General features: G+C 34.9%; 15 protein-coding genes. 3 read left to right on the top strand and 12 right to left on the bottom strand.

The window, feature by feature from the left end:
• Positions 1 to 53: 53 nt before the first annotated feature.
• Positions 54 to 851, bottom strand: a complete 798-nt coding sequence (locus BFU36_RS06025; protein WP_069282709.1) for an aldo/keto reductase — start codon at positions 849 to 851, stop codon at positions 54 to 56.
• The gene (locus tag BFU36_RS06020; RefSeq protein WP_069282708.1) at positions 852 to 2,462 is read right to left on the bottom strand and encodes a thiamine pyrophosphate-requiring protein; all 1,611 of its coding nucleotides are present in this window, start codon (positions 2,460 to 2,462) and stop codon (positions 852 to 854) included.
• Positions 2,463 to 2,631: 169 nt separating this feature from the next.
• On the opposite strand from BFU36_RS06020, the gene BFU36_RS06015 reads away from it, so the two are divergent.
• A complete protein-coding gene (locus tag BFU36_RS06015) occupies positions 2,632 to 3,888 on the top strand; it encodes an acetyl ornithine aminotransferase family protein (RefSeq protein WP_069282707.1) in 1,257 nt (418 codons plus the stop codon).
• A gap of 19 nt (positions 3,889 to 3,907) precedes the next feature.
• Here BFU36_RS06015 and BFU36_RS06010 read toward each other — a convergent pair whose 3' ends face one another.
• On the bottom strand, positions 3,908 to 4,297 hold the full coding sequence (locus BFU36_RS06010) for a hypothetical protein (protein ID WP_069282706.1): 390 nt from the start codon (positions 4,295 to 4,297) through the stop codon (positions 3,908 to 3,910).
• A 151-nt stretch (positions 4,298 to 4,448) separates the two neighbouring features.
• Between BFU36_RS06010 and BFU36_RS06005 the strand changes: the two genes are divergently transcribed.
• On the top strand, positions 4,449 to 5,234 hold the full coding sequence (locus BFU36_RS06005; RefSeq protein ID WP_069282705.1) for a cytochrome C oxidase assembly protein: 786 nt from the start codon (positions 4,449 to 4,451) through the stop codon (positions 5,232 to 5,234).
• An 11-nt stretch (positions 5,235 to 5,245) separates the two neighbouring features.
• On the opposite strand, the gene BFU36_RS06000 is transcribed toward BFU36_RS06005, so the two are convergent.
• From BFU36_RS06000 to BFU36_RS05990, 3 genes are read right to left on the bottom strand one after another with little or no spacing between them, the layout of a single operon-like run.
• On the bottom strand, positions 5,246 to 7,561 hold the full coding sequence (locus BFU36_RS06000) for a tRNA(Met) cytidine acetyltransferase TmcA (RefSeq protein ID WP_069282704.1): 2,316 nt from the start codon (positions 7,559 to 7,561) through the stop codon (positions 5,246 to 5,248).
• A 3-nt stretch (positions 7,562 to 7,564) separates the two neighbouring features.
• Positions 7,565 to 7,810 carry a MazG nucleotide pyrophosphohydrolase domain-containing protein gene (locus BFU36_RS05995; protein ID WP_069282703.1) on the bottom strand — a complete coding sequence of 82 codons (246 nt, stop codon included), beginning with the start codon at positions 7,808 to 7,810 and terminating at the stop codon, positions 7,565 to 7,567.
• The gene (locus BFU36_RS05990; protein ID WP_069282702.1) at positions 7,800 to 8,159 is read right to left on the bottom strand and encodes a hypothetical protein; all 360 of its coding nucleotides are present in this window, start codon (positions 8,157 to 8,159) and stop codon (positions 7,800 to 7,802) included. The genes BFU36_RS05995 and BFU36_RS05990 overlap by 11 nt, the downstream gene beginning before the upstream one ends.
• Positions 8,160 to 8,202: 43 nt before the next feature.
• On the opposite strand from BFU36_RS05990, the gene BFU36_RS05985 reads away from it, so the two are divergent.
• Positions 8,203 to 9,639, top strand: a complete 1,437-nt coding sequence (locus BFU36_RS05985; protein ID WP_069282701.1) for a gamma-glutamyltransferase family protein — start codon at positions 8,203 to 8,205, stop codon at positions 9,637 to 9,639.
• Here the strand turns inward: BFU36_RS05985 and BFU36_RS05980 are convergent.
• The 6 genes from BFU36_RS05980 to BFU36_RS05955 are packed head-to-tail and all read right to left on the bottom strand — an operon-like array spanning position 9,632 to position 16,206.
• Positions 9,632 to 10,528, bottom strand: coding sequence for an N-acetylglucosamine kinase (locus BFU36_RS05980; RefSeq protein ID WP_069282700.1), 897 nt, complete (start codon positions 10,526 to 10,528; stop codon positions 9,632 to 9,634). The two genes, BFU36_RS05985 and BFU36_RS05980, sit on opposite strands and share 8 nt — an antisense overlap.
• 19 nt (positions 10,529 to 10,547) lie before the next feature.
• Entirely contained in the window at positions 10,548 to 11,309 is a 762-nt protein-coding gene (locus BFU36_RS05975) for a nucleotidyltransferase family protein (protein WP_069282699.1), read from the bottom strand.
• Between the two features lie 51 nt (positions 11,310 to 11,360).
• On the bottom strand, positions 11,361 to 12,707 hold the full coding sequence (locus tag BFU36_RS05970; RefSeq protein WP_069282698.1) for an APC family permease: 1,347 nt from the start codon (positions 12,705 to 12,707) through the stop codon (positions 11,361 to 11,363).
• Positions 12,708 to 12,765: 58 nt separating this feature from the next.
• Complete coding sequence (locus BFU36_RS05965) at positions 12,766 to 13,890, bottom strand: glycosyltransferase family 39 protein (RefSeq protein WP_069282697.1); 1,125 nt, start codon at positions 13,888 to 13,890, stop codon at positions 12,766 to 12,768.
• Positions 13,891 to 13,900: 10 nt separating this feature from the next.
• A complete protein-coding gene (locus BFU36_RS05960) occupies positions 13,901 to 14,719 on the bottom strand; it encodes a class I fructose-bisphosphate aldolase (RefSeq protein WP_069284626.1) in 819 nt (272 codons plus the stop codon).
• A gap of 5 nt (positions 14,720 to 14,724) precedes the next feature.
• Entirely contained in the window at positions 14,725 to 16,206 is a 1,482-nt protein-coding gene (locus BFU36_RS05955) for a teichoic acid transporter (RefSeq protein WP_069284625.1), read from the bottom strand.
• Position 16,207 lies beyond the last annotated feature (1 nt).

Here is a 16,207-nt window from a genome sequence, read left to right as displayed (position 1 = left end):
AATTAATTTATGATTAAATAAATTCAATATTGCAATATTTTTAACTATATAAGTCAAAGATTCTTAATTCTCTCATAATCTTCTTCACTTAAATCCCAACCCATAGAACCTAGTATTTCATCTACATGTTTCTTGCTAGATGCTTTAGGTATAGGAATTGAACGTCTTTTAACGTAATTTAAGGCAACTTGAACAGGTGTCTTGCCATATTTTTTGCCAATCTCTTCTAAAATCTCATTATCCTTAACACTTCCTCTAGCCAAGGGCGAGTAGGCTATAACTTTTATATTATTTTTCTCGCAAAATGGTATAACATCTTTTTCAGCACTTTTATTATTAACGTTATATTCTATCTCGTTGGCCACTATCTCGTATTTTTTAGTTAAATGTATAGCTTGTTGAAGTAAATTAACGTCAAAATTACTAACTCCTATGCATCTAACTATACCATCATCGATTAATTTCTCCATAGCCCTTATAGTCTCCTCAAGGGGAACCGAGGAATTTGGCCAATGAATTAAATATAAGTCTATATATTTACTGTTTAATCTCCTTAAACTGTTCTTTGCCGACTTTATAACATCCTCATACATCAAATGATTAGGCCAGACCTTTGTGACAATTATTAAATCGTCCCTATTAAATCGCTTGATAGCCTCTCCTACTAGTTCTTCTGCGTGACCTCCACCATACATTTCTGCAGTATCTATCAAATTTATACCTCTACTAATTGCGTACTCTATTACCTCTACACTCTCCTTATCTCTGGAGTAATCTGGCGACCAAAAGCCTCCCCCCAACTTCCAAGTACCAAAACCTATCTGTGAAACTTCCTTTTCGCATATTTTCAATTATCTCACCTTATCCACAATAACTTGGATCACAACTATTTTATTCTCTCTTCTTAACTTGTCTAACCCTCTTAACAAGGCTGGTTTAATCTCTGATGGCTCCTCCACTAATTCATAATACCCGTGAAAAGCTTCAACAGTTTTGCCAATTTCAAATCTACTGAAGTCAGCTCCAGGATAGTATTTCTTAATCCTTGCTAATCCTTCTGGGAAGACCTCATTTACAGCTTCAGCAGAGGCTAACCAGCCAGCATTATCATAAATTACTACCATGACTGGATATCTATATCCAATGTAATAAAACGCCTCAGGAACTCCAAAAATGAAAGAACCATCCCCAGTAGTAACTATTACATCTTTATTAGTTGCCATCTTATAACCTACAGCTGCTCCTAAAGAGAAACCTAGATACCCTATTGATAAGTCGGCGAAATAAGAGCCGAATTCATTTAATCTGGCATATCTGGGATCAAATTGGTATTCATTAAAGATAGCTAAATCATATTCATGCGCGATCTCACCAATTTCATGAGATAAATATTTAGGATGTATTGGCTTTCTATCCATTAAGCTTTCAATCAATCTTCTCTTTTCCTCATCCTGCTTTGCTTTTAATTCCTTAATCACCTCAGCATTCTTAGGCCTAAGAGAAATATAGTCCAAGAAGTTATCTGGCGTAGACTGAATACAAAGATCACATCTAAATCCATAATAAGGAATATAGGAATATGAAGGCTCGACGTCTACTTTAATAATAGGTATGTCAAGATCAAGTTTTTTAGGAAAGTATGGCACTTCTGCCTCAATAACGAGGAGTAAATCTGCCCTCTTTAAGTCAAACTTATCTAAAGCCATGGCCCCGTTAGACGGATAATTTAATACCTCACCGACGTAATTCAAGATAGGAATGTTATATTTTTCAGCGAATCTCTTAAGTGATTCGAACCAGCTTTTTCTTCTACCTGCCCTCCAAGTTACTATTACCGGATTTTCTGCTTTTTCCAACATCTCCTTAGCTTTATTTAATTTATCTGCTGGCGGAGCTGGTTCATAATAGTCCATAGGGATCTTCTTAATTTCCTTTATCTCATCAACACTTACTTCCCTTGGGACTACGAGATAAACTGGACCTCTAGGTTCACTAAGCATTATCTGAAAAGCCCTAGAAACTACTATTGGTATTTGCTCTACTCTTCTCACCTCAAAATCATATTTAACGTACTGCCTAACTATCTCCCCTTGATCTCTAGCTTCTTGAGTCCAGTGTATCCTTAAATTTCTGCTTGCGGTATTACCCTTCTCCAAGTACGGACTTCTTCCAGCTATAACTAGGAGAGGGATTCTGGAGGTATAAGCGTTCATTATTCCTCCTAATGCATTTGCAGTTCCTGGCGTGGTATGAACTCCAACTACGCCTATCTTTCCCCCTAAGGAATAACCTATAGCAGCTGAAACTGCAGTGATCTCATGAGGGACAACTTCTAATTCCGGCAAGTTTGGGTCTTCAACTTTGGCTTCAATAAATGCAGGATAATCGGTTCCAGAGACTAAAAATATTCTATCTACTTTAAATTCTTTCAATAAAGATAAGAAAGCTTTACCACCATTCATATAACCTAATTGCCTTTCTGATATAAAACATTGTTTTTCATATAGGTTAAATTAATAGTTTTTAATATCTAATTATGTTATTTTTAAATTTTCGATCTTTATTCTTCTGACGTATGTCTTTTACAAATTAATGGAAAAACTCTTATATGTTATGTTCGAAAATTAAACTATGAACGAAATAATAAATGGCATCATAAAAGAGGATGAAAACTATTTAATGCAATCCTTCAAAAGATGGTACCCATTCGTCATAAGTCGTGGAAGTGGTGCTTTGGTATATGACGTCCAAGGAAAAGAGTATATTGATTTTAATGCTGGTATAGGAGTATTAGCCTTAGGGCATGCAAATGAAAAGATTATTAATGCAGTCAGCCAACAAATGCACAAGTTTTTCCATTATAGTTTAACTGATTTCTACTATGAATTAGCTATAAGAGTGGCTAAGAAATTGGTCTCATTTATGCCTTATCCTGCAAAGGTGTTTTACACTAACAGCGGTACAGAAAGTGTTGAAGCTGCTATAAAAATAGCTAGGGGGAATACTGGAAGGCAGTGGATCATAGGATTTATGAATTCATTCCACGGCAGAACAATGGGTTCCTTAGCATTTACATCTAGTAAATCCGTACAAAGAAAATCGTTTTCACCATTATTATCATCAACATATTTAATTCCCTATCCCGATAAGAGAAATCCTCTATGTAAAGAAGACTGTACTGATAATCTATTATCATTTATAGAGGATTGGCTGTTCAAAAAGATCGTAGATCCTAGCGAAATAGCTGCTTTTATTGCTGAACCAATACAAGGAGAGGGAGGAGTAATCGTACCGCCATATGATTTCTTTTATAAACTTAATAGTATTCTGAAAAAATATGGTATTTTGTTAATTCTTGATGAAGTTCAAACTGGTATTGGTAGAACCGGTAAAATGTTCGCTTTCGAACACTTTAACGTAACGCCTGATATGATTTGTATTGCAAAAGCTATTGGAGGTGGTATACCATTAGGTGCCGTAGTAGGTAGAAAAGAGGTGATGAATTTACCAGCTGGATCGCACGCTAATACTTTTGGAGGTAATCCATTAGCTCTAGCTGCTGCCGAGGTAGTATTAGATGAGGTACCCAGGTTATTGGACCACGTGAGTAGCTTAGGCAAAAAGATAGTAGAGGAGTTGAAAGATACTAGATCACCATACGTTTATGAGGTTAGGGGGTTAGGATTATTGATAGGAGTTGAGCTTAGAAAGGATAATAAACCTTATGTAGAAGGACTAGAAAAAGTACTTTATAATACCTTTTTAAGAGGAGTATTAGCTATAGGCGCTGGAGAATCAGTTGTTAGAATAGAACCTCCACTTATAATTCCGGAAGATTTAGCAATAAAAGGAACTAAAATAATGAAGGAGGAAATAGAAAAACTTTAACTTTTATCTATTATTATTACTATTTTTTATCAATAACTATCAGCAATATAGATATAGCAATTAGAACTATGTCTAGGTATAGCGAGATATATACGTAAGGATTAAACGGCAATCTCTTACCCACAAATAATGCTGGCCCTAACCTGGTTTCTGCCAATAGTGCCAAATCTATGGTATAAAAGGCTGTAATTAATGGATAAGCATATCTTAATCCAATTATCATAATTATTGCTGCTAATATGGCTAGTGAGGCAGTAAATCCAAAAAAGATATCGTATATCATCGTAGCATTAGGATTAGGCAAAACAGCATGTGTTAGCACTAGATGTACTCCAGCCCATAAGGCTGATAATATGGCACCTATCCACCTAACTGACAAATTTACTGCACTAATTTTCCCTTCTGCCATGATCTCACCTTTTTACAATTTCTCAATATTTTTATAAATTATAAAAATAGTTTTACCCAAATCAACCGTGTTATTGAAAAATAATCTAACTTACCCATTTGTTAAAACTCATCAAAAGAAATTTTTAAGTCTATGAGAGCTATGTTAGAGTATGATTATTACTTACCTTGCGGGAATTGAATCTCTGCTAGCAGGAACGACAATAGTTTTTGGAGGAGTAGTTGAAGGATATGGGTATGGATTATCTTTAGGTACTAATTGGCCATACACAAAGGACATGTTACAAGTAGCAGCTAAAAGAGATCCAGAGGCAATACATAGAATACTAGCCACATTAGTTGGAATACTCTCTTTAGCTATCCTAATCATCCATCCTTCTCTTATATCAATTATCGGGTTTGTCGCAGTAGTCTTCACTGCGTTATTAGGAATGGCTACACTATATGTATTGGCTGGAAAGTTACCTTCAATATTTCAAGGGTTTCACGATATAGCTGCATACACAACCTTTGTTACATACTTCTTATTAATGTTACAAGGTTTGAATATATTCAAGTTAAGTATTCTTTCATTCTTGATTGATGCAATAATACCACCACACTTTCTGTATTTCGTAATTTTCATGGGAGGAGTGGTAACTGGGACCAGAAGAATGAGGTTAAAAATAGGGAAGGTATGGGAAAAGAGTCAAGAAAGAAATATTTGGCTTCAAATAGCCTGGGTGATTCATGGAATAGCTGCACTAATATTTATTATTGCATTGGTATTACTTCATTATTGGCTTACTTTAGCATTTACAGCAATTGAACTGGTTGTAGGATTGTGGGTGTGGGACTCAAGTAATAGAAACTCTCTTAAGCCTGGGATATCTGTAGGCTTGCATCAACTATTCTCAATTCTCGTAGTAGTTGCTATAATATTGAATAGTATCAGTTGAGGTGCATTATATCACTTTTCATAGTGTTGTGATTTCATCACTTGATCTAGGGTTAAACCAACAGTTGATTCAGCAGACAAGTTATAATATTTTTTCATTAACTTTGATATTGAATCATATATTAACTCATAAACATGCGATCTATTAGATTCTAAGAGGGAGGATACGTAATTCCAAGGTTTTCCTTGAATTACTTTGGCTATCAGCACTAGCTCCTCTTCCCTTGATAAAGCCCAGTCCCTTTTAGAGTCCCAGAAATACTTAATTGCTAACATGTGTATCCCATCTGCAGAAGACTCATAAGGACTGATTCCTTGCAAAAATGATACTACTTTATCAATTAGAATGTCATTTATGTTAACAGTTTTGTTTGCTCTAGCTCCTGTCAAAAGTAATCTAGCAACTTCCGGATTAATATTAAAGTACACATCGTGGAGTGTATTTAGAAGTTTTTCCTTTAATATGTAAGCTGATATTTCTGTTATTTTCTTTGCTATATCACTTATAGGTTTCATAACCACAACGGGATAGTCCCCGAGTTTCTCATTTTTCTTAGGAGATATGTGAACTGGAACGAAACCATTTTTGATCCAGAAATTCAAAACTTTGGGATCAGACATAAATGAAGAACCTAACCAATCTATTCCCTTTTCTTTTGCCTCGTTGAAGATAATGTTAAGCATTTCACTCCCAAAGCCCTTATCTTGTAATTCTTGTAAAACAGCTATTCTAACTATTCTCCAACCTTTTAGTTTTCCAAAATCCCTTATTCTTACATGCTTTATTATTCTATCTGGAATTAGATCACCATCAAAAGTGCCACCCTTTAACGCCATGTCAATTAAGTTATCCGGCAGTTCGCCCTCTTCGGCTATCTGACAAGCCGCTATGTAAGAGTTATTATCAGAATACAATGCCTTGATTAAGTGATGGGCACCATCTAACATAATCATTAAATCATCAGGATTATTCCTATAGTGAGCTGTAACCATTATTCCGTATAGTGATCTTAATTTCTTATCATCGTCAATTAGCTCAGCCTTATCAATGTCTTCATAGTTAATTAGATTTATCTCTGATTTAGGCTCCTCTGGCTCAGCATCCAGTAATAAGGCATCATACAACCATTTCTCTATAGGATCACCTTCAGCATAACGTAATGGTTGCTCCATATTTACCCATTTTACCTTAATTCTCCTACTTTCGATTAACCTCCTTAAATACCTTAAGAAGGCTTTGCTCGATCCTTCATATCCGTGGACTGTGGTTACCAGAACTACTTTTCTCCACATCCTTAATGCTAAGTCTATGTAATTCACTCCAAGTGATGCTGCTTCATCTATAACTAATAAATCGCCCTCATCCTCTAAAGCAGCATCATGTGGGACATATTCTACCTTGAAATCACTACCTTTTATTATTTTTACGTGCCCCGTATCACTCATCTTAACCCAGACGTTTTCACCTAATCTCTCCATCGCATTTTTTACAAAGAGCATGACTTGAGATGCACTAACTATTGAAGGAGCAGTAACTACGATTTTCGCGTTTCTCTCTCTCTTACTCTTATACTTAGCTACTAAACTAGCAATTGATAAACCGGTCACAGAACTCTTTCCCCTTCCTCTTGGCGCGGTTAATACTAGAACCCTCCTTCCACCGCTAAGCATAAAAGAAAAAGATTCGATTACTCTATTCTCGTCTTCGCTTAATGACAATTCATGAATCTCTTTAGGCATTATAGGTTTTGATGGAACCTTCTTTTCTGGCTTAGGTTTAATATCACCAGAAAAGGGTCTTACTTCAAATTGATCACCAATAATCGTAAATATACCCTCATGCTCTTGCAATTTTTTCTTAAATCTTCTTTCATATATATCATATATTTTGTTATTTCTTATTATAGAAGATCTAAATACCATCTTGTCCTTTATAAGATTATCAGTATAGATAATTACCAGACCACCACCTCTCGCTAGATCCACAAGCCTACCTATATTAATTGGTTGGAAATTATCAACTGTATCAAGAATTACTAGGTCATAAGTGTTTCCTAGCTTATATTCGGCATTAGCGTAATCAATATCATCGAACTTTTGGAAATATCCCTTTATTTCCTTCATCCTATCCTTTGAGCCCTCAGCCCAAGGAACAAAACCATAAGCAACTGAAGGATCCTTTTTAAAGCTCAAAAATAGTTCTATAATTTTTTTCACTAAATCAAAATAATTACTTTTTTCTATATATACTAAGTTACGATAATACCTTGCTTCACCATCGATTAGGGATTTCTTCAATACCTCAAAGAACTGATCTTCATTAACCATAGCTTACAATTTATATTTCTTCTTTATAGCTTCTTCCATATCAATGCCCTTTAAATTCGCAATTGATAATGTCCAGGCTAAGACATCAGCTAACTCCTCTTGAATAGACTCAGTATTATCTGATAATAATGCTTCAGCTAGTTCTCCTACTTCTTCAACCAGCCAAGTAAATGTAGCATAAATTCCTCTTTCAGAATCCTTCGCATAATACATTTCCTTCATTTTATCTTGTATTTGCTTAAGTTCCAAGTCCTATTTCCCTCTTCATTAACTTAATTTCATCTTCAGAAAATAATATTCGTATCTTCATCTCTTCTTTAAAGGTATTATTAACGAAAAACACATCGATCATTCGAGAGTTTATTACGTTATTAATGAAATTCGAATCAACCATGTATTCTACAGTTAAAGGGTTTGAGGGATCATCCATAATGATATGTCTAAAAATTATTTCCCTACCTTTTCTATCTATCTCAAATAATACATCTACATTAGATGATCTAGGATAATCATTAGTCATACAGATAACGTCATTTATACAACAAGCCATGCAAACTCCATCCTCTAACTTATCTTTCACATCCTTAGGTATTTCCATAATACTGATAAGTATTTATGTTAAAATAATCTATTAAATAATTATGCCATCTGCTTCAGGAAAAAGAGTCGTGTCGTCGCAAAATTATGTGGCAAGTTATGTTGGAGCTAAGATATTAGAGAACGGAGGTAATGCATTCGATGCATCAATAGCAGTTAGTGCAGTTCTCTCGGTTGTAATGCCACACACTAGCGGGTTAGGGGGAGACGGATTTCTACTAGCTAAAACACCAGAGGGTATTATAGCTTATAACGCATCTGGTTGGGCATCAAAGGAACTTAGTGTAGAAAAAATTCCAGATTACAGAAGCCCTTTTACAGTAATGGTACCGGGATTAGTAGATCTATGGCAGTTTATCCATGAAAATTATGCTTCTAAACCTTTACAAGAGTTATTAAATCCAGCGATTTCTATAGCATCTAATGGATTTATGGTAGGGAGAAGTTTACATCACGCTATTGTAAGTTCGTTTAAATTGTCTGAGGATTGGCAGAAAGTTTATGGAAACAAGAGATTTAGTGACGAAATTAGGTTAAATAGAATGGCTCGAATATTGAAGCATATTTCCAGAGACCCTAGAGAATTTTATGATGGAAAAATAGCTGAAGATTTAGTTAAAGGATTAAGAGAAAGGGGAGTACCAGTAAGCTATGAAGATTTTAAAGAATTTCATGGAGAAAAGGTAACTCCTTTGAAGTCAACGTATAAAGGATATACCCTTTATGAATTACCTCCAAATAGTCAAGGATTAACAACGCTAGAATTGCTGAAAATGATAGAGTTAACTGATATTAATAAAATGCCATATAACGATATAGGAAGGATAAACGAGCACGTTAGATTAAGTGCTTTAGCTTATGAAGATAGAAACAAATATGTTGCTGATCCACGTTTTGCAAGCGTTCCAGTCGAAAAACTACTCTCAGAAAGCTACATATCAAATAAATTATCAGAATACGGAATTGAGGTTAAGGTAAGCTCTCACGGTGATACAACCTTCTTTACTGTAACTGACGGGGAGAACGAAGTTGGATTTATTCAAAGTTTATTCTATCCATTCGGTTCCGGTATCGTTGTAGAAGAAATACCTTTTAATAATAGAGGAGCAGGTTTTACTGAAGGAATTAACAAACCAGAGCCTAGAAAAAGGCCTTTACACACTCTTTCGGTATTACTAGCTGAGAACGATAATGAGAGATTAATAATAGGGTGTGCAGGTGGAGATTTAAGACCACAAATTCACGCAGAAGTATTAGAGTATTATGTGGACTATAAGATGGAGATTGACGAAGCCGTATATGCACCAAGGTTTATGTACTTAGGGAATAAGGTTATAGCAGAAAAAAGGCTTGGAATAACGGCAACTCAAACTGATTACTATTCTCCAGAAGTAGGTGTTGTTCAAGCATTAAAATATAAAAAAGGTAAGTATATTGGAGTAGCTGATATTAGAAGCGAAGGAGTAGCGCTACCTATCTAAATAGAGCCTCGCCATCACATCCGCTATATTTAAACGCCAACAATAATGCTCCATATTCTGGATCACGAGAAGATATAACTCCTTTTATGTTGTTATTATCTAAATATTCTTTGAATAGATTATAATAGATTTCAGAATTAAACATCCCTCCCTTTAGATATATTCTGCTCACACCAATCTTTACGGCCATTTGAATTGAATAAGATGCTAATTCGTATGCAGCAGTCTTTAAAATATTATATGCAACTTGATCTCCCTCCTTAGCAGCTTCACTCACTGCAGTAGCTAACGAGGCAATTTCTTTTACTTTATGACCTTCATGGTATGCCCATTTAATTAAATCATCCAGAGAATTTATTTCTAGAAGGCCCATTATTTTATCAGCCAAAATAGTCTTAGGAATTCTCGCGTCTAACATTTTTCCTAAAGCCCTTAAGGCTTCTCTTCCTATCCAATAAGCTGAACCTTCATCGGCTATTAACCAACCTAATCCCCCATATCTAAATCTTTCCTTACCGTTAAACCCTACTATTACGCTACCAGTTCCTGCTATCGTAATAACGCCTGGATCACCTCTAGTCTCAGCATAAAGTGCGACAAAACCGTCATGATCCACATAAGTCGAATTAGATACATTTCTTAATGCCTCGCTCATTATATCATAATCATACTTAGAATCTATACCAGCTAATCCTATATAAGCTACATCTGGTTTCATGCCTTTAGTAGCAGACATTATAGCTTTTCTGATGTTTTTCACAGCCTCCTCCACACCTACGTTATGGAAGTTACCGGGGCCTCCTAATCCTTTGCCTATTAAATTTCCGCTGCAAGTATACGCTATAGCTGATGTTTTGGTTCCTCCTCCGTCCACTCCAACAAGTATCATACAAAATTATATTATGTCATTAGAGCAATTTAAATGAATAGTTTAAAGAATCTAAGTAACTCTTGGGATCTCCAACGTTTAACCAAGTTTCACTTTCTTTCATTTCTAACGCATAAACTTCTCTATTATCCAAAATCAAGTTTTTTATACCATAAGTCAATTCTAATTCCCTATTTTCCTCGACTTTAACTCTTTTTAAGGCGTCAAATATCGATGGTTTAAATATGTAAACAGCTACTAATCCCAGGTTAGATTTAGGAAATTGAGGTTTTTCCTCTGCATCAGTCACCTTATACATTTTATGATTATCATAATAGCCCTTGTCAACAACTTCGACTACTCCATATCTCTTAGGATTTTGAACTCGCCTTACTAGAAGTAAGGCATCTGGAGATATTTCTTCATATAAAGATTTTAAGGAATCATAGCCTTTAGTTAGAACTCCGTCATCGGCATGAACAAAAAATGGTTCGTTTCCGGAAAAGTCTTCTGCCCTTAATACGGCATCTCCAAATCCTTTTGGAGTTTCTTGAAAAACGAATGTCGGAGTCCTTTCAAATAGATATTGCATTAATAACATGCCATTCTTGCCTACTACTATACAGAATTTTTCTATTCCTATGTTCTTTAGTGAATCAAGTATTAGATCTATGATCGGTCTGGTAACTTTACCCCCATTTTCCGTCACAAAAAGCGGTAACAATGCTTTAGGAAGAAAAGTAGTAATATGCTTCATTCTGCTTCCTCTACCCGCAGAAGTAATTATTGCCTTTCTTAACATGTTATAGTTATTGAATAAAGCATGAGTAATAAATTTAATGAATAGATATTCTTAATCCTCTTCTTCATTTTCTTCCTCTATCATACTAAAGATCTCAGCTAACAAAAATCCAATAATTATCCATGTCATAAAGACATAAACCTCAATTGGCGAAGCTTGTTCCATAGAGTATATAAGGATAAAGAAGCTAAATACTGAGGCGATTAAACCTATACTAATTTGCAATTTTCTCTTATTTATCTTCTTTAAAGATATTCTGACTAGTGAAAAGTTAGAAGACAAGTGTACGAATAAGCTTGATAACACAGCTATTGCTCCAAGTATTTCAAAAGCTAGAAAAGGAGCTTTAACAATATACAGCATCAACGCAGTCAACATTATATACAGAATTGAAGATAAGGCAACAGCTCGTGTTGGACCTTTATGATTTTCAAATTTACTAAGAAACTTAGGTAAAAATCCTACTGAGGACATTGCAAAAATTGTTCTAGATGTTGCCGTTAGAAAGGCTAACGCACCTAATATACCATCATTGATTGACGCAAAGAGAACAAACACTAGTGTCACAATACCCAACCTATCTTTTATTAGGTTTAGTATATCTATCTTTGTGACATTGGATATAAGATGGAAATATACTAAATGGTCACCAATTGCGTATACGTCAAAGGCAGCTAGAAGACCACCTAATAAGATAACGGTTATGATAGCTCTACTTATAGTTTTTCTTGCATTCTTAGCCTCACCAGATATTGGAGTAATAGAACCGTAACCTGTAGGAATGGAAGAGCCGAATAGAATAGCGAAGGCTAACTTACTAAAATTTATATGCACAGAGAAAGGATTATAAAAGTAAAAGTGCGTGGATTGAATAAACAAAAAAGCTAAAGTAGTCATTACTGCAATTTCGAGAGACGCTGCAACTATTGCATATTTAGTACTTACCCTAATGCCTAATATAGCAAATATGGAGGTTATTCCTACTATACCTAATCCTACAATCCATGGACTTATTCCCAGTACATGGTAAATTACATATGTTGCACCTAAAATGTATGCCACACCATATGTCAGTGAATAAAATACGTACAACCATCCAGTCTCGAAGCCTAGCCTCTTGGTGAGTGAATAAAAGGCGTATGTATAATATCCCCCTTCTTTTGTGAATCTCTTAGAAAGCTCATATACTACGAGACCATTTATTAAGACTAATAAAGTACCTAGTATAATAGCTATAGGACCAAATAAGCCAGCATATAAGAAAGCTGCTAGACCATATGTTAATATGCTTAAAAATGGAGATTGTCCACCCATTGAGAGGAACACGATATCAAGGAAGCTTAAATGCCTCTCTGGTTCTCGCGTTTTTTGTTGCTCATTAATTGATGGTTTAGACATTCGAAGAATAGATTAATCTGTTCAGTATTTAAACTCTCTTTGAATTTACAGTAAAAAATTACTTAAGAATATTTATCTTTTGAACTAATTTAAATAATGACATCACTACATACACGTCAACTACCGGCATGAAATCTGTGACATAGAAACTAAATAATGTGTGATTTCCTAAGAAATAAACTATTACAAAGCCTATCCACTCAGTCCATGCCCACATTGTGGTGACTATTAGTTTTATGTCCTTAAAAATAAAAGCAATGGGAGTAGTAATTATCCATAATATTAATACGTATGGGTTTGTACTAGCATATAAGTTATAACCTAAATAGAATGGATGTATATCAAGAAACCAGTCCCATGGTGTAGATATCTGGGAAGTTGCAGTCAATGTAATATGTCCATTAGTTACGTCCCAAATTGCTCTATGTATTACTGTAGCATCTAACCAAGAGGTTACACCACCATAATATGCTATCAGCGGTATAGAGAATAATACATAAATAAATATGGGTAAACCCAAGCCATAAATTGCTCTTCTCTTAATACTGTTAGTCAATTCACCTAGATAAAATAAGAAGGGGAAAATTAATACATAAGCAGGTTCTTTTGATAACATAGCTAAAGCCAAAGTAATAGATGACAAGAGTATATTCCCCCTTAAAAGAAAATATAATGATAATATTCCAAAGAAAGATACATATATGTCCAAGAGACCTATACCATGAAGTACCCAAAAGTTAGGATCTAACGCTATAAGTAAAGCTGATAACAACCCTGCTATATTACCTAAATATCCATTACCAACTATCTTCTTAGACAAGAAAAACGCAACTAGTATAGTTAAATCGCCTAAAATCCAACTTGGTAATCTCCATGCTACTGGATTATAGCCCAATAGATATATAAATACAGCCATGATATATTTAGCTAAAGGCGGATGTTCCGGATTCAAATAAGTTTGAATATTTTGCTCATTAGGATACCCAATAGTCGACATAGGTGGAGGTGTAACATGAAACACATATTTTAAAAGGTTGTAAGCAGCTGTAGGATACCAAACCTCGTCTCCGATATATCCATTGATTGGTGCAAACGTAATCACTGTCTCATAAGTATAAACTATTAATAAGCTAATTAGGGCAATGTAAAAGAAATAATCAATCCACTTATTATTAAATTGCATAAAAAACGATTTATTTAAAGGTTTTTAAAACTTCTCCAACATCAGCGTTTTCATGTACAATTTTTGAAATTGCCTTTGCTAGTCTATCTGGCTCCTTGGCTTGCCATAAATTACGTCCAACGGTAACTCCTTTTGCTCCAGCTTGTAAAGCATCCCTTAGCATTTGCAAAAATTCTTCATCATTACTAGTCTTAGGTCCTCCTCTTATTAATATTGGAGCAAAGGCGACGTTAACAACCTCTTTAAACATCTCCTTATTACCAGTGTAATCAACCTTCAAAATGTCCGCACCTATTTCAGATGCTAGCCTAGTTACATATTTCACTAACTCGTTATCTTTCACGGAGTCTTGATTTCCTTTATTCACAAATAATGGTTCTATGATGAACGGAATTCCGTAATCATTAGCCTCTCTTCTCACTGACGCTAAAGCCTCTAAATTATACCCCTCAACCCTATCATCACCATATCCTACTACTAAGTAAGTTACTACGGCATCTGCCCCAACATTTATAGCGTCCTTAAGTCTGTATATTAACGAGTAATAACCAGAGTCATACTCCTTATACTTCTGTCTCCAAACATTTGCAGTATCCAGTCTAGCAATTAACATAGGTGAACTCCTTGAGAAGAAGTTCTCCTTCACCAACTTCACCATAGCTGGAGTCATTTGTAACGCATCTGGACCATTTTTGGCAATCTTACTAACTACCTCGACAGGGTTTTCTATGCCCTTTAGGGGACCCATTACTAATCCATGATCTAAGGCTACTACAAAAGCCCTACCTTTCTCGAATAGCTTATTTATGCGGATTTCTAACCCACTCACACCTATCACTTATAATATCTTTGCTTAAATTCTCTTATAATTAACGTAAATAACTGCTTACCATAAGGATTTAAAATAACATTGAAAGAAGAAAACACGATTATCCAAATTATAGAATATTCTATCATTTGCAAGAAGGTAATTGGCTTAAATCTCATGGATATAGGAAGAGAAATGAACGATAAGAGTAAGGGAATTAAGAACTCTTTTAGTGGAAATGAGAATTTGTATATCCTTGATGACAACTTAAAGGACGTAAAAAGCATTACGAGAGAGTTGATGAGTAATCCTATAGTCATTAACATAGCTACTATGTATGAAGGATAAGAAGAGAAGAGATATATCAATAATGAAGATGCTCCTAACCCAACTAGAGAGAAAACTAGGTTATTCCTAGTTAAGCTAAATACATAACCCTTAAACTCGTTTTGTGAGTTAGGGGAAAGAGTGGGATCAGCCATTGTAATTGCTTGATAAAAAATCCCATATAAACCCCTTAGATAATTAGAGAAAGTTAAAACGTATAATGCAAATATGGCTTGTATATAATCTGGTCTTAGCTTAAATAACAAACCGTAACCATCTAAATAAATTAGGGTTAAGAATAAACTACCAATTATAGAGTATAATTTAATAGAGACGGGGATAAGCGAGGGGTCCTTATCTTCTGCTAGCTTTGCCATTAACCCAGTATATGAGGCTTGTGTCCATATCTGAATATTACTTACAATTATGGCTGACTCAAAATATGCAACCACTAGATCAGAATTGGTAATCCCCAAAGCTATCCATACAATAGATGCTTCTAAAATATATTGAAGATAATTAGCTATGTAGACCAACGACTTACGAACTGCTGCTTTAGCTATATTAAAATCTAACTTAAGATTAGCCCTAATGAAAAAGATATTGAAAAGTATTTGAGCGATATAGCCTATATCGTACGCTAGTATTACAGCAAGAATTGAAAGATTAAGAACAAACATAAAAAACAAACCGAAGATAAGTCGTAAAGCTTGAAATACTACTGCAGATATCCCTACTATTTTTGGAGTTCTACCTTGAGCTATAGCGTTAGTTACTTTTAGCAGATAAGTAAGTACTATTAACGAGATCGCTGAGTAAAAATACAATGGAATGTCAAGCTTAGTTAAAGATACATAGTATGGTACTAATAAAGCAAAAATTATACCAGAGAGGGCTCCAGACAGTAAGTTTACTATAACGATTCCACCCACGTCTTTTTTCTCCGCAGAGTATCTCGAAGTTATCAAAGAAAACAGATCCGCAGGAATTGTAAAATAACCAACAGTAAAAACGTACAGAGTCTGCCAAGTAGCGAAATATGTCGTGCCGTAAGGTGGGTTAGATAGGTATCTAGCTACGAGAAACGTGAATATGAAAGATAATGGAGCGACGGAAATTCTAAATAAAACGTTATATAATCCGATCCTTGTCACTCCTTCTCTTCTCTTTCCCCTTTCCAAA

This window comes from Sulfolobus sp. A20 (genome assembly GCF_001719125.1).
In the GTDB taxonomy this organism is placed as follows: Archaea; Thermoproteota; Thermoprotei_A; order Sulfolobales; family Sulfolobaceae; genus Saccharolobus.
This window is presented reverse-complemented; position numbering and strand designations above follow the sequence as displayed.